Here is a 13,524-nt window from a genome sequence, read left to right on the forward strand (position 1 = left end):
ATGATAGGTGTTTCCCTTGCGTTTAAAGACTGCAGCCGCACTTGTGCTGCTCGGCCTCCTGACACTTTTGGCCGGTATCGGCCAGAGAACCATCTGGGCTCCATCCGAGACGTTCACCGCCTCCGTGCCGGCCGATGCCGCCGCCGCGCCGCTGACCGTCATCGACCAGAAGCTGCGTACCCTGCACGACGGAACCGTCAAGATCAACATCCAGGGCGACGGAAACTTCATGCTGGCAACCGGCCGGCCCGATGACGTGAGCGCCTGGGTGGGCAAGACGGCCCACAACACCATCACCGGGGTTTCCGAGGATGAAAAGTCCCTCCTGGTTGAGCACGCCGACGGCGAAGGCACCGCCCCCAACCCGGCCGGTTCAGATCTTTGGGTTTCCAACGAGACCGCCAGTGGCGAACTTGAGTACACCTGGACCCCGCCTGCGGACGGCGACTGGAGCCTCCTGCTCGCCTCCGACGGCACCAAGCCCGCGCCGGCCTCTGTTTCCATGACCTTCCCCAACGACACCTCCACCCCCTGGGCGGTTCCGCTGATGGTCCTGGGCAGCCTGCTGATCCTTGGCGGGATCGTCCTGGCGCTGCTCTCGGCCCGCAGGAAGAACGGTGAGGGCGGCGACAGCAGCTACGCCCGCCGCGCCCGTGCACGGAACGCCGCGCCGCAGAGCGATGCCCCGTCGTCGTCGTCCTCCTCCAAGGCCACCATGGTGGCAGCGGGTGTGGCGGCAGCCCTGCTGGCCGGATCCGGCACCGCTGCCCAGGCCGCCACCCCCAGCCCGCAGCCTTCCGGCAGTGCCTCGTCCCCGGCAGCCAAGGATGCAGCAGCATCGCCTGTCCTGCTGGATGCCCAGTTCCGCCGGATCCTGGAGCAGGTCTCCAGTGCCACGGACGCCGGGGACGCAGCCAAGGACGCGGCCAAGCTCGCGGACCGCGTGGCCGGCCCCGAACTGGAAATCCGCACCCAGAACTACAAGATCCGCTCCCAGGTTGGCTCCTATGAGCCGCGCATGCCCGTGCGCTCCACCAAGCTGCTGACCTTTGTAGTGACCAGCGACCGGGACTGGCCGCGCTCCGTGCTGGCCGTGACCCAGGGTGAAGGGAACGTGGTTCCGCAGATCCTGACCCTGGTCCAGCAGTCTCCGCGCGAGAACTACAAGCTGATGGAAACCACCCCGCTGCAGCCGGGCACTACTTTCCCGAACATCAGCCGGGGCGGTACCGAGACGCTCGCCGCGTCGGACAAGAGCGGGCTGCTCTACAGCGGCGAGGAAGCAATGTCCGGGCTGGCTGACAGGCTCACGTCCGCCGACTCTCCGTTCAAGGACAAGTTCGTCGAGGGCCAGTCCTCGCCGTACATCGCCGACACGCTGTCCTACCAGGCGGAGGTGGTGAAGGCGGGTGAGAACGGCAACTTCTCCTTCACCCACAAGGTGGTCCCTGAAAGCACCGTTGTGTTCCGTACCTCGGACGGCGGCGCCCTGGTCCTGGGCCGGATCAACTTCGGCTTCGAGGGCACCCCGAAGGCAGCCGGTGACAAGCTCAGCATCGGCGACGACGCCGCAGCCCTGGCCGGCGGCAAGGAAACTACCACCGGCATGGTCCTGAGCTTCGCCGAATCCATGGCGGTCTACGTACCGCCCGCAGGATCCACCGATCCGATGAAGCTCGTTGCCGCCACCCGCGGACTGGTGGGGGCCAGCTTCAAGTAGGGCCTGGCTCTATTACCACCGGCAGCGGCCGGAGTGGCTAGAGTGGGAAACATGAGTTCGCCAGCTTCCCGCCCAGTTCCTCCTGCCGCTGCCAACCTGCTTAACCTGCGCGGCGCCGTCGACCTTTCCTCGCTGAAACGCCCCGCCGCCACCTCCGGTGCACCAGCTCCATCCGGGACCACAACCCCGTCCGGGAGTGCGGCCGGCCCGGCGCCGGGCACGCAGCCGGGGGCACCCGCCGGCGGGCCTGAACTCAAGGTCAACGTCACCGAAGCAAACTTCCAGCAGCTGGTGGAGCTGTCCGCCCAGGTGCCGGTGGTGTTTGCCCTCTGGGCCCCCTACTCGCCGGAGTCCGGCAGGATGCTTGAGACCCTGGACCGCGTGGTGGCCAGCTACGGTGGCCGCCTGGTCCTTGGCGCCGCGGACATCGAAGCCTTCCCGCAGCTTGCCCAGGCCTTCCAGGTGCAGGCCGTGCCCACCGCCGTCGCCGTCCTCAAGGGGCAACCGGTGCCCCTCTTCCAGGGCGGGGCGGACGAACAGCAGGTGCGCAGCCTCTTTGATGAACTCCTCAAGGTGGCGGCGGCCAACGGGGTCACCGGAAGCCTTGACGGCGGGGCCGATGCTGAACCCGAGCCCGCACCGCTGCCGCCGCTGCACCAGGCGGCCTTCGACGCCATTGAGGCCGGCGACTACGCCGCAGCCGCCGAGGCGTACCGCCAGGCGCTGAAGGAGATGCCAGCGGACCACGAGGCCAAGGCCGGGCTGGCGCAGGTGGAACTGATGGACCGGCTCCAGTCGCTGTCGGCCGAGGAAAGCGAAGCGCTCCGGGCGCGTGCGGCGAATGAGCCCGACAACCTGGCTGCACAGCTTGGCGTCGCAGACCTGGATGTGGCCGGCGGGCACGTGGACGATGCGCTGAACCGGCTGGTGGCCTTCATCGGCAGGAACTTCGGCCCCGAGCGTGAGACCGCGCGGGTGCGGCTGCTGGAACTGTTCGACGTGGTGGGGCCGGGTGACGAGCGGGTGGCAAAGGCGCGCCAGGCGCTTGCGCGGGTACTGTTCTAGTGCCGGCCCTGTTCCAGCCGCTGACGCTGCGGTCCATGGAACTGCAGCACCGTGGCTGGGTTTCGCCCATGTGCCAGTACAGCTGCGATCCCGACGACGCCCCGGGCGTTCCGAACGACTGGCACCTGGTGCACCTGGGAGGGTTTGCCACGGGCGGCGCGGCAATGATCCTTACGGAGGCCGCGGCGGTGAACGCCGCGGGCCGGATCAGTCCGCGCGACGCAGGCATCTACAACGACGAGCAGGCGGCGGCGTGGCAGCGGATCATTTCCTTTGTCCACCGGCACGGTGCTGCGGGCACCAAAATTGGTGTGCAGCTGGCCCACGCCGGCCGGAAGGCATCCACCTACTGGCCGTTTTCCGGCAAGCAGGGGAGCGTTCCGGCGTCCGACGGCGGCTGGGACACCGTGGGCCCGTCCGGCACCGCGTTCGAAGGCTATGCGGCCCCTTCGGGCATGAGCGTGGAGCAAATCCAGGGCGTCATTGCCGATTTTGCCGCTGCGGCCGTACGGGCGGTGGACGCCGGTTTTGACACCATGGAAATCCACGGGGCGCACGGCTACCTGTTGCACCAGTTCCAGAGCCCGCTGATCAACCAGCGTGAGGACGAGTGGGGCGGGGACGAAGCCGGAAGGAACCGGCTGATGCTGGCCGTGGTTGACGCCGTCCGGGCAGTGATTCCCGATTCCATGCCTCTGCTGCTCCGCATCTCGGCCACCGACTGGGCGCCGGGAGGGGTGGACCTGGCGGCGTCGGTCCGCCTGGCCCGCGAGGCGGCCGCCCACGGCGTGGATCTGGTTGATGTCTCCAGCGGCGGGGCAGTGGCGCACCAGCAGATCAAGCCGGGACTGGGCTACCAGACCGGATTCTCGGCCGCCATCCGTGAGGAGGCAGGGACCGCCACAGGCACGGTGGGCCTGGTGACCACGCCCGGCCAGGCGGAGCATGCCATTGCCACCGGGCAGGCCGATGGCGTCTTCATTGCCCGGGCGGCGCTGCGCGATCCCCACTGGTGGCTGCGCGCCGCGTTCGACCTGGGCTACGACATCCCCTGGCCGCCCCAGTACGAGCGGGCCGTCCCGCGGCGCACCTTCTGATTCCGGTGTCCGGCATGGCGCAGCGCGGCGGGAATGATCGTGGCGGGAAAGAGCCGCAAACCCCGGTTGACCGGCAGCTGGAAGCGAAGATCCTGGAACTCCTGGCAACCCGGGCGGCCACGTCCACCATCTGCCCGTCCGAGGCCGCCAGGGCGGTGGGCGGAGATGACTGGCGCCGGCTAATGGAGCCTGCCCGCGAAGTGGCGCGGCGGCTGGTTGACTCGGGGCAGGTCCACATCACCCAAGGCGGTTCCGTGGTTGATCCGGCCACGGCAAAGGGCCCGATCAGGATCCGGAAGGTTCGCTGAAGACCGCGGCTTGGAAAACCTCGGCCTGTTCTCAGCCCAGCAGGTCGTCCACGTAGCACCAGCGCCATTCTTCGCGGGGCTCAATGCTGCGCATGACGGGGTGGCCGGTTTCCCTGAAGTGCCGGCTGGCGTGCCGTCCCGCCGACGAGTCACAGCATCCAACGTTTCCGCACCCGAGGCACATGCGCAGGTGCACTGGGGTGGTTCCCTCCCTCTCACAGTCACGGCAGGTGGGGTCGCCGGGCGCAGGCGACGGCATGGCGGCGGCCAGGTGGTCGCAAACGCCGCCGGGCTGGGACAACCCTTCGCCGCCGCCGTCAGCGGCGGAGTCCAGTTCATTGAGGGAAGCGTCAAGCATGGACTCCTCCACATCCAGCCGTTCCAGGACCTCGCTGAGGACTTCATGCGCAAAGTCTCCGCCGCGCCTGAGTTCCAGCACCTTGTCACGTTCGGCGTCCAGCATCGCCATCCGCAGCTGCGCGTACCGCTGGCTGGGGGTTGCTGCCTCTGCCGCGGGCCTGCCCAGGCGCTCCCAGGCCGCCAGCCCCCGCTCCTGGGTCCGCCGCCGCAGCATGTCCATGACTTCGGGCGGGTCGCTCTCCCGCCGCAGCTGTTCCAGCCGCTCCATCCCCGCCGCGGTGGCCAGCTGCATCAGTGAGGCCTGGTTCAGCGCGTCCTCGCGCTTGTCCGGTCCGGGCAGCCCCAGGGCCCGGACCAGGGCGGGCAGGGTGAAGCCCTGCAGCACCAGGGTGCCGGCCACCACCACCATGGCCGCCAGGACCAGCACGTTGCGGTGCTCCAGCTCATCCGGCAGCGTCAGGACCGCGGCGAGGGTGACCACGCCGCGCATGCCCGCCCAGGACACGATGGCGGGGAACTGCCAGGGCGGCGCGGGGTCCGCGCGCCGTACGGAGGGGATCAGGCGGGGAAGGTACGTGGCCGGAAAGACCCAGACGGGGCGCAGGACCAGCACGGCCAGCAGGATCACGGCGCAGCCGAGCCATACCCGGCCGGCGCCCAGCGAATCGTCCTGGACGCTGTCAATGATGGTCCGCACCTGCAGTCCGATCAGGAGGAACACCGAGTTCTCCAGCAGGAACTGCACGGTGTCCCAGTTGCTCCGGGCGCTTTGCCGTGCGGCGCCGTTGGGCATGGACGGCGCCTTGGTGCCCATCACCAGGCCGGTCACGACGACGGCGAGCACACCGGACGCGTGGATGGCCTCGGCAGGGAGGAACGCCACGAAAGGAGCCATCAGCGACGTTGAGGTGTTGATGGCAACGTTGCTGATCCGCTTCCGGATCCCGGTCAGGAGGTAGGCGGCGGCGAGGCCCACCACCAGGCCGCCGCCGGCCGCGAGAACAAAACCGCCGGCCACATCCAGCGCTGAGACGGAGCCGGCGATGGCCGCTACCGCAGCGCGCAGGCACACCAGCGCAGTGGCGTCATTGACCAGTGATTCCCCTTCCAGGATGTTGACGATCCGGCGGGGCATGCCCACTTTCCGTGCGATGGCCGTCGCGGCCACGGCGTCCGGAGGTGCCACCACTGCGCCAAGGGCGATGGCTGCTGCCAGCGGGATCTCCGGGAACAGCCACCACACCACCACCCCCACTCCCAGGGTGCCGAAGATGACGTAGCCGACGGACAGCAGCCCGATGGAGCGGCGGTTGGTCTTGAAGTCGAAGAGCGAGGTGCGGAACGCGGCTGCGTAGAGCAGCGGAGGCAGCAGGCCCACCAGCACCAGTTCGGGGTTCAGCTCAACGGGCGGGATGAATGGCAGGAACGATCCCGCCACCCCGGCCAGGACCAGCAGCAGCGGAACCGGGATATTGAACCTGCGGCCCACGGCGCTGCCCGCGCACACCACAGCAACGATCACCAGCAGGCCCAGCGCGATGTCCATGAGGTTAGTCTCGCACCCGCAAGCGCCGGTCCGCGGACTAGGCTGGCATCATGACTGCTCCGATACCTGGCCAGCCCCCGAATTCCGGGCCGGTGGCGGCCCTTTCCATCCGCGGACTGGCCAAGCGGTTCGGCGGAAAGATCGCGGTGGACGGCATCAGCCTGGAGGTTCCGGCAGGTTCGTTTTTCGGCATCGTGGGCCCCAACGGTGCGGGCAAGACCACCACGCTGTCCATGGCCACCGGGCTCCTGCGCCCCGACTTCGGGACGGCGGTGGTGCATGGTGTGGATGTCTGGCGGCACCCGTTGGAAGCCAAACGGCTGATGGGGATCCTGCCCGACGGCGTCCGGCTCTTCGACCGGCTTACCGGCGAGCAGCTCATCACCTATGCCGGGCTGTTGCGCGGCATGGATAAAACCGTAGTGGCTGCCCGGGTGGCGGAGCTGCTGGCCGCCATGGACCTTGCCCAGGATGCCGGGACACTGGTGGTGGACTACTCGGCCGGCATGACCAAGAAGATCGCCCTGGCCTCCGCCTTGATCCACGCTCCGCGGCTCCTGGTCCTGGATGAGCCTTTCGAAGCTGTTGATCCGGTGTCAGCCGCGAACATCCGTTCCATTCTGGACCGGTACGTGGCCTCCGGTGGAACGGTCATCGTGTCCAGCCATGTGATGGACCTGGTGCAGCGCATGTGCGACCACGTTGCGGTGGTGGCCCATGGCCGGTTGCTGGCCGCCGGGACGGTGGACGAGGTGCGCGCCGGCGCCTCCCTTGAGGACCGGTTCGTGCAGCTGGTCGGCGGGCACAGCCACACGGAAGGGCTGGAATGGTTGCGCACCTTCTAAGGCTCAAGCTCACGCTGCTGCGCAACGGACTGCGCCGCAGCCCCTGGCAGCTGGTTGGCATGGCCATCGCGGGGCTGTATGCGCTGGGGGTCGTGGCAACACTCATCAGTGCCCTCGTCCTCCTGCGCAACGCCGGTCCCGTGACCGCGCACACGGCCGTTGTCCTTGGCGGCTCCGCCGCCGTGCTTGGCTGGGGCGTGATTCCGGTGGTGGCCTCAGCCACGGACATGACGCTCGATCCGGCGCGCTTCACCACCTTTGCGATTCCCATGAAGCAGATGCTCGCCGGCCTTGCCCTCGGCGGGCTGATCGGCATCCCGGGCCTCGCCACCGTGCTCGTGGCCCTGTCCACGGTGGTGACCTGGTCCCGCGCCGTGCTCCCCGCGCTCGCAGCCCTGCTGGGCGCATGCCTGGGCGTCATGACCTGCGTTGTGCTGGCCAAGGTGGTCACCACCGCGACGGCAAGCCTGGCTGCGTCGCGGCGCTTCAAGGACATCAGCGCCATCGCGTTCATGGTGCCCCTGGTCCTGCTGGGCCCCATCGTGGCAGGGGTTGGCCGGGGCATCTCCGCATCCACAGGGTTCCTGCCCGGGTTCGCACAGACCTTGTCCTGGACCCCGCTCGGGGCGCCCTGGGCGCTCGGCGGTGACATTGCGGCAGGCCGGCCCGGGCAGGCCGCGGTGAAGCTGCTGGTTTCCGTGGCGGTCCTCGGCGCCCTGGCCTGGTGCTGGAAGCTGCTGCTCGAGCGGGCGCTGGTCACCCCGCCGTACGCCGGTACCGGGAAGCGGAGGGGTGGCAGGCTGGGCCTGTTCGGCGTGCTGCCCGCCAGTCCGGCCGGGGCCGTGATGGCCAGGTCGCTCACCTACTGGCTTAGGGACCCGCGCTACTCCGGTTCCCTGGTGGTGATCCCGCTGCTGCCGGTGGTGCTGGCATTCCAGGGAGCCCAGACAGGCAGCTATGGCAGCATGGCCTTCCTTGCCCCGGTGTCCGCCTTCATCCTGGCGTGGTCCATCTCCGCGGACGTCTCCTACGACAACACTGCCTTTGCCCTGCACCTGGCCACCGGGGTCCGCGGGGTGGCGGACCGGCTCGGCCGGGCCTTGGCATGCATGACCTTTGCGCTGCCGGTGGTGCTGGTGTTCTCGGTGGGCTACGCGGCATTCACCCGCAACTGGGCTGCCCTGCCGGGCCAGCTGGGGTTCAGCCTGGGAATCCTCTTCACCGGCCTGGGCCTGTCCTCGGTGGTGTCGGCCCGCTACACGGTGACCGTCCCGCTGCCGGGGGACAGCCCGTTCAAAAAACCGCCAGGAAACGTTGGGCAGACCTTGGCCGTGCAGTTCGGTGGAATGCTGGTTTTGATGGTCCTGGTCCTGCCCGAGGCCGCGCTGCTGGTTGCCCAGGCCGTCACAGGAAACGTCCTGTTCGGCTGGCTCACCCTGGCCGTGGGGAGCGTTGTGGGCCTGGTCCTTTTCCTGGCCGGTGTCCGGCTGGGCGGCAAGTGGCTCGATGCGCGGGGGCCTGAGCTCCTGGCGCAGGTTACCGTCAACCGCTGACAGTTCCCGGAAAGGAACACCATGGAAATCGTGATTCTTGGCGGCAGCAGGCAGATCGGAAAACTCGCGGCCGACGCCATCGAACAGCTGATCCGGCGCAAGCCCGGCGCTGTCCTCGGCCTGGCCACCGGATCCTCGCCGCTGCCCGTCTATAACGAGCTTGCGGTCCGGCATGAACAGGGCCTGGACTTCAGCCGTGCCTCCGGTTTTGCGCTGGATGAATACGTGGGCCTGCCGGCCGGCCATCCCGAGTCCTACCGCGAGGTGGTCCGCCGGGAATTCACCAACCGCGTGAACATCGCGCCGGAGAACGTCCACGGCCCCGACGGAACCGCGGCAGACATCCCCGCTGCCTGCGAAGCCTATGAGCAGGCCATCACCGCGGCGGGCGGCGTGGACCTGCAGCTGCTGGGCGTAGGCACCGACGGGCACATCGGGTTCAACGAGCCGGGCTCCTCCTTCGCCTCCCGGACCAGGATCAAGAGCCTGATCGAACAGACGCGCCGGGACAACGCCAGGTTCTTCACCAGCCTGGCGGAGGTGCCGCACCACGTCATCACCCAGGGACTGGGCACCATTATGGCTGCGCGGCATGTGATCCTCCTGGCCACGGGGGCGCAAAAGGCGCAGGCCGTCCGCGATTTCATCGAAGGGCCCGTCGCTGCCATTTGCCCCGCATCCGTGCTGCAGTTCCACCCGCACGCCACCGTCCTGCTGGACGAGGCCGCCGCCTCCGCCCTGAAGCTGGCGGATTTCTACCGCCACACCTATGAGAACAAGCCCGACTGGCAGGGGCTGTAGCGGCCTTTCGGCTGCTGCCCGCCGCGGATAAAAAAGAACGACGGCGGCCGGTGCCGGGCCCCGGCGCGTGCATGCCGCCGTCGAACGCCCGGCCGGTGGAACGGCTAAGATGGATGCCATGACTAGCATGACGGACCCTCTCGAAAACGACCCGATGCGCGAGCTTTCCGGGGCTGGAACGTCCACGGCCACCATTGAGCGCGAGGAACTGCGCCAGGAAGTGGAGCCCGGGGACCGGGAGCGCTTCTCGCACTATGTGCGGAAGGAAAAAATCATGGAGTCCGCGCTGACCGGCGAGCCCGTCATCGCCCTGTGCGGCAAGGTCTGGACGCCGGGCCGGGATCCGCAGAAGTTCCCGGTCTGCCCCGCCTGCAAGGAAGTCTACGAGGGCCTTCGGCCGGGCAACGACGGCGGCAAGGGTCCCGGAGGGGACTCAGGCAGCAACAAGTAGTGACGGAGACGCTCTTTGGCGGCCCCACCCTGCCTCCGGCATATCCGGAACGTGCAGCCTGGGGAACCGCCCCGAAACTCCGTGCCTGGCAGCAGGAAGCCCTTGACCTCTACCTGAAGAACACCCCCCGCGACTTCCTTGCGGTGGCAACGCCGGGCGCCGGTAAGACCACCTTCGCGCTGCGGGTGGCCTCCACGCTCATTGATTCCGGTGCCGTGAACCGGGTGACCATTGTTGCACCCACCGACCACCTGAAGCGCCAGTGGGCGGATGCGGCCGCCAAGGTGGGAATCGCCATCGATCCCAACTTCAAGAACTCCGACGGCCAGCACGGCCGCGGCTTCATCGGCGTCGCCGTCACCTACGCCCAGGTGGCCAGCAAGCCCATGCTGCACCGGGCCAAGACCGAGGCCGCCCGCACCCTGGTGATCCTGGACGAGATCCACCACGGCGGCGAAGCGCTGTCCTGGGGCGACGGCCTGCGCGAGGCGTTCGATCCCGCCGTGCGCCGGCTGTCCCTGACCGGTACGCCGTTCCGTTCGGACACCTCACCCATCCCGTTCGTGGAGTACGCCGAGGACCGGGACGGCATCCGGCGCTCCAAGGCCGACTACACCTACGGCTACGGCAATGCCCTCCGGGACCATGTGGTCCGGCCCGTCATGTTCATGGCCTACTCCGGCCAGATGCGGTGGCGCACCAGCGCGGGCGAGGAAATGGCAGCCTCCCTCGGTGAGGCCGCGGTGACCAAGGACATCACCAGCCACGCCTGGCGGACCGCGCTGAACCCGGCAGGGGAGTGGATTCCCGCGGTCCTGGCCGGCGCGGACAAAAGGCTCGGCGAAGTCCGGCGGACCGTGCCGGACGCCGGCGGCCTGGTCATTGCCACCGACCACGAGGACGCCCGGGCCTACGCCGGCCAGCTGAAGCGGATTACCGGCGAGTCGCCCACCGTCATCCTGTCCGACGACGCGAAGGCCTCGAGCAAGATCGAGGAGTTTTCGGCCGGCGACAAACGCTGGATGGTGGCCGTCCGCATGGTGTCCGAAGGCGTGGACGTCCCCCGGCTCTCGGTGGGGGTGTACGCCACGTCGACATCCACCCCGCTGTTCTTCGCCCAGGCCGTGGGCCGCTTCGTGCGTGCCCGCAAGAGGGGCGAAACGGCGTCGGTCTTCCTTCCCTCCGTGCCCCAGCTGATGGCACTGGCCAACTCCATGGAAATGGAGCGGGACCACGCGTTGGACCGGCCGGAAAAAGAGGACGGCGATGGCCTCTTCAACCCGGAAGACTCCCTGATGGAGGAGGCCAACCGCGAAGAGAAGGCCTCCGACAGCCTCACCAAGGGCAAGTTCGAGGCACTGGACTCCCAGGCCTCCTTTGACCGCGTATTGTTCGACGGCGGCGAGTTCGGCACCGGCGGCGAGGTGGGGTCCGACGACGAGCTGGACTTCCTGGGGATCCCCGGACTGCTGGACGCGGAGCAGGTGGGGACGCTGCTGCGCCAGCGCCAGCATGAGCAGCTGAACCGGAAGAACCGGAGAGCCCCGGCTGCGGCCGCCGAAAGCCAGTTGCCGGCCGTTCCCGACCACCGGATGCTGATGGATCTGCGCAACGAGCTCGCCAAGAATGTGGCCGCCTGGGCTGCCCGCACCGGCACGCCCCACGGCGTGGTTCACACCAAGCTGCGGACAGTCTGCGGCGGCCCTCCTGTGGCGCAGGCCAACGAGGAGCAGCTGAAGTCCCGGCTGCGCAAGCTCCAGGACTGGTTCGTGGGCCGCAAGTAGCGGCTCAGGCGATCTCCGCGCCGCCGAGTTCCATCTCGGCGACCGTGTCTTCGAGGTCATCGGCGATGCCGGCGGTCAGCGACCGCACCACGGTGACGCCGTAGCCGGCCTGGACGGCGTCGAGCGCGGTGGCCTTCACGCAGTAGTCGGTGGCGATGCCAACCACCACCACGTCCTCCACGTCATGGCTCTGCAGCCAGTCATCGAGGCCGATCGCGTCCTCATCGGGCTCCAGCGCCTCGGTGGAACCGGGCAGGCCGCCGGCCTGCCGTTCCCCGGTGGGGACGGCGTCCTCAGGTGCCAGCAGGCCTTCGAAGCCGGAGTAGGCGGCGGCGAACTGGCCCTTCCGGAAGTAGGCATCGATGAACTCGGTGTCGAGGTCCGGGTGAAGCTCGGCTCCGCGGCTTCCGGCCACGCAGTGCGGCGGCCAGCTGTCCTTGTAGTCAGGTGCATCGGAGAAGTGGCTGCCCGGGTCGATATGCCAGTCCTGCGTGGCAACCACGTAATCGAATTCGCTGTTGTGGGCGTCCAGGTACTCGCTGATGGCAACGGCCACGGCCGCGCCGCCGGGAACGGCGAGCGAACCGCCCTCGCAGAAATCGTTCTGGACGTCGACGATAATCAAAGCGCGGGACATCAGTGCTCCTCGTAGATCGTGGGGATCGCGGCCTCGCCGCGCTGCAGGCGGTTGACCACCGACGGCAGTTCGGCCATGGAGTCCGCGTGGCGCTGCCGTGCGCGGAGCACGCCGTCATGTCCGGTCCAGCCGGGCAGCAGTTCACCGTTCTTCATGAACTGCTGCAGCAGCGGACGGTCGTTGCCGTCGTCCTCCGGCCGGTGGCCCACGCCCACCACCTCTGCGGTGGCGGTGCCGCCTTCGTCCAGCTTCCGCAGTGCGTACTTGCGCCCGCCCACGCTGGCCTTGTTCTTGGCCGCTTTGGCCACGGACACGAAGTTGCCGTCGTCGTCCGTGCGGCTGACCAGCTTGTAGACCATGCTGGCGGTGGGGGCGCCGGATCCGGTCACCAGCGACGTGCCCACACCATAAGAGTCCACGGGCGCAGACTGCAGGGCGGCGATGGCGTATTCGTCCAGGTCGGAGGTGACCACGATCTTGGTGTTTTCGTTGCCGAGGTCGTCCAGCAGCCGGCGCACCCATTGGGCCTGGGCCACCAGGTCCCCGGAGTCCAGCCGGACGGCGCCCAGGCGGGGCCCTGCCAGGTCAACGGCCGTGCGGACGGCCTTTTCGACGTCGTACGTATCCACCAGCAGGGACGTGCCCTCGCCCAGCGAGGCAATCTGGGCCTCGAACGCTTCCCGCTCAGTATCGTGCAGCAGCGTGAACGAGTGCGCGGCGGTGCCTACGGTCTTCACGCCGTAGCGGATGCCCGCTTCAAGGTTGGAGGTGCTGTCAAAGCCGGCGATGATCGCTGCACGGGCTGACGCGGTGGCGGCCTCTTCATGGGTGCGCCGCGATCCCATCTCGATGCAGGGCCGGCCGCCGGCGGCACTGACCATCCGGGACGCGGCGGAGGCGATGGCGGTGTCATGGTTCAGCACGGACAGCAGGTAGGTCTCCAGCATGCAGGCTTCGGCGAAGGAGGCCTCGACCACCAGGATGGGGGAGTTGGGGAAGTACGCCTCGCCCTCGGCGTAGCCCCAGATGTCGCCCGAGAATTTGTAGTTTGCCAGGTACTCCAGCGTCTCCCGGTTGACCACCCGGGTACGCTCCAGGAAGTCCAGTTCAGCCTCGCCAAAGCGGAAATTCGCGATGCCTTCCAGGAGGCGTCCGGTGCCGGCAACAATGCCGTAGCGCCGGCCGTCGGGCAGCCGCCGCGCGAACGCCTCGAACACGGACCTTCGGTGCGCGGCCCCTGAATGGAGGGACGCCTGCAGCATGGTCAGCTCGTAGTGGTCGGTGTAAAAGGACGTGCGGGGATGGTCCCAGCCGGCTGAGGTGCTCACGAAAGTCACTCTAGTAGGCATCCCCATAG

Annotated in this window: 12 protein-coding genes; 9 read left to right on the forward strand and 3 right to left on the reverse strand. The window is 68.3% G+C overall.

The features are described from left to right. Positions 1-43: 43 nt before the first annotated feature. From QFZ57_RS12610 to QFZ57_RS12625, 4 genes are read left to right on the forward strand one after another with little or no spacing between them, the layout of a single operon-like run. Positions 44-1,720 carry a hypothetical protein gene (locus QFZ57_RS12610; RefSeq protein WP_306901576.1) on the forward strand — a complete coding sequence of 559 codons (1,677 nt, stop codon included), beginning with the start codon at positions 44-46 and terminating at the stop codon, positions 1,718-1,720. A gap of 51 nt (positions 1,721-1,771) precedes the next feature. Further along, positions 1,772-2,785 carry a tetratricopeptide repeat protein gene (locus QFZ57_RS12615; RefSeq protein WP_306900514.1) on the forward strand — a complete coding sequence of 338 codons (1,014 nt, stop codon included), beginning with the start codon at positions 1,772-1,774 and terminating at the stop codon, positions 2,783-2,785. Continuing rightward, complete coding sequence (locus tag QFZ57_RS12620; protein WP_306900515.1) at positions 2,785-3,882, forward strand: NADH:flavin oxidoreductase/NADH oxidase; 1,098 nt, start codon at positions 2,785-2,787, stop codon at positions 3,880-3,882. The genes QFZ57_RS12615 and QFZ57_RS12620 overlap by 1 nt, the downstream gene beginning before the upstream one ends. Positions 3,883-3,896: 14 nt before the next feature. After that, a complete protein-coding gene (locus QFZ57_RS12625) occupies positions 3,897-4,190 on the forward strand; it encodes a DUF3253 domain-containing protein (protein WP_306900516.1) in 294 nt (97 codons plus the stop codon). A gap of 31 nt (positions 4,191-4,221) precedes the next feature. Here the strand turns inward: QFZ57_RS12625 and QFZ57_RS12630 are convergent, their stop codons facing one another. Then, positions 4,222-6,096, reverse strand: a complete 1,875-nt coding sequence (locus QFZ57_RS12630) for a Na+/H+ antiporter (RefSeq protein ID WP_306900517.1) — start codon at positions 6,094-6,096, stop codon at positions 4,222-4,224. Between the two features lie 50 nt (positions 6,097-6,146). On the opposite strand from QFZ57_RS12630, the gene QFZ57_RS12635 reads away from it, so the two are divergent. From QFZ57_RS12635 to QFZ57_RS12655, 5 genes are all read left to right on the forward strand, one after another. Further along, positions 6,147-6,941 (forward strand): ABC transporter ATP-binding protein, encoded by a 795-nt coding sequence (locus QFZ57_RS12635; RefSeq protein ID WP_306900518.1) that lies wholly within the window; start codon positions 6,147-6,149, stop codon positions 6,939-6,941. Further along, on the forward strand, positions 6,923-8,494 hold the full coding sequence (locus tag QFZ57_RS12640) for a transporter (protein ID WP_306900519.1): 1,572 nt from the start codon (positions 6,923-6,925) through the stop codon (positions 8,492-8,494). Before QFZ57_RS12635 ends, QFZ57_RS12640 begins: the two co-directional genes overlap by 19 nt. Positions 8,495-8,515: 21 nt before the next feature. Continuing rightward, entirely contained in the window at positions 8,516-9,295 is a 780-nt protein-coding gene (gene nagB / locus QFZ57_RS12645) for a glucosamine-6-phosphate deaminase (protein WP_306630760.1), read from the forward strand. Positions 9,296-9,404: 109 nt separating this feature from the next. Further along, on the forward strand, positions 9,405-9,746 hold the full coding sequence (locus QFZ57_RS12650) for a DUF3039 domain-containing protein (protein ID WP_306630761.1): 342 nt from the start codon (positions 9,405-9,407) through the stop codon (positions 9,744-9,746). Then, positions 9,746-11,530 carry a DEAD/DEAH box helicase gene (locus QFZ57_RS12655; protein WP_306900520.1) on the forward strand — a complete coding sequence of 595 codons (1,785 nt, stop codon included), beginning with the start codon at positions 9,746-9,748 and terminating at the stop codon, positions 11,528-11,530. The genes QFZ57_RS12650 and QFZ57_RS12655 overlap by 1 nt, the downstream gene beginning before the upstream one ends. Positions 11,531-11,534: 4 nt before the next feature. On the opposite strand, the gene QFZ57_RS12660 is transcribed toward QFZ57_RS12655, so the two are convergent. Next, a complete protein-coding gene (locus QFZ57_RS12660) occupies positions 11,535-12,167 on the reverse strand; it encodes an isochorismatase family protein (RefSeq protein WP_306900521.1) in 633 nt (210 codons plus the stop codon). Continuing rightward, positions 12,167-13,495, reverse strand: coding sequence for a nicotinate phosphoribosyltransferase (locus QFZ57_RS12665; protein ID WP_306630764.1), 1,329 nt, complete (start codon positions 13,493-13,495; stop codon positions 12,167-12,169). Before QFZ57_RS12665 ends, QFZ57_RS12660 begins: the two co-directional genes overlap by 1 nt. Positions 13,496-13,524: the final 29 nt, after the last annotated feature.

The organism is Arthrobacter sp. B1I2 (assembly GCF_030816485.1).
In the GTDB taxonomy this organism is placed as follows: Bacteria; Actinomycetota; Actinomycetes; order Actinomycetales; family Micrococcaceae; genus Arthrobacter.

Coding starts and splice junctions, on each gene's coding strand:
- QFZ57_RS12615 (WP_306900514.1), top strand. CDS start 1,772: ATGAGTTCGCCAGCTTCCCGCCCAGTTCCTCCTGCCGCTGCCAACCTG.
- QFZ57_RS12625 (WP_306900516.1), top strand. CDS start 3,897: ATGGCGCAGCGCGGCGGGAATGATCGTGGCGGGAAAGAGCCGCAAACC.
- QFZ57_RS12630 (WP_306900517.1), bottom strand. CDS start 6,096: ATGGACATCGCGCTGGGCCTGCTGGTGATCGTTGCTGTGGTGTGCGCG.
- QFZ57_RS12635 (WP_306900518.1), top strand. CDS start 6,147: ATGACTGCTCCGATACCTGGCCAGCCCCCGAATTCCGGGCCGGTGGCG.
- QFZ57_RS12640 (WP_306900519.1), top strand. CDS start 6,923: ATGGTTGCGCACCTTCTAAGGCTCAAGCTCACGCTGCTGCGCAACGGA.
- nagB (WP_306630760.1), top strand. CDS start 8,516: ATGGAAATCGTGATTCTTGGCGGCAGCAGGCAGATCGGAAAACTCGCG.
- QFZ57_RS12650 (WP_306630761.1), top strand. CDS start 9,405: ATGGATGCCATGACTAGCATGACGGACCCTCTCGAAAACGACCCGATG.
- QFZ57_RS12660 (WP_306900521.1), bottom strand. CDS start 12,167: ATGTCCCGCGCTTTGATTATCGTCGACGTCCAGAACGATTTCTGCGAG.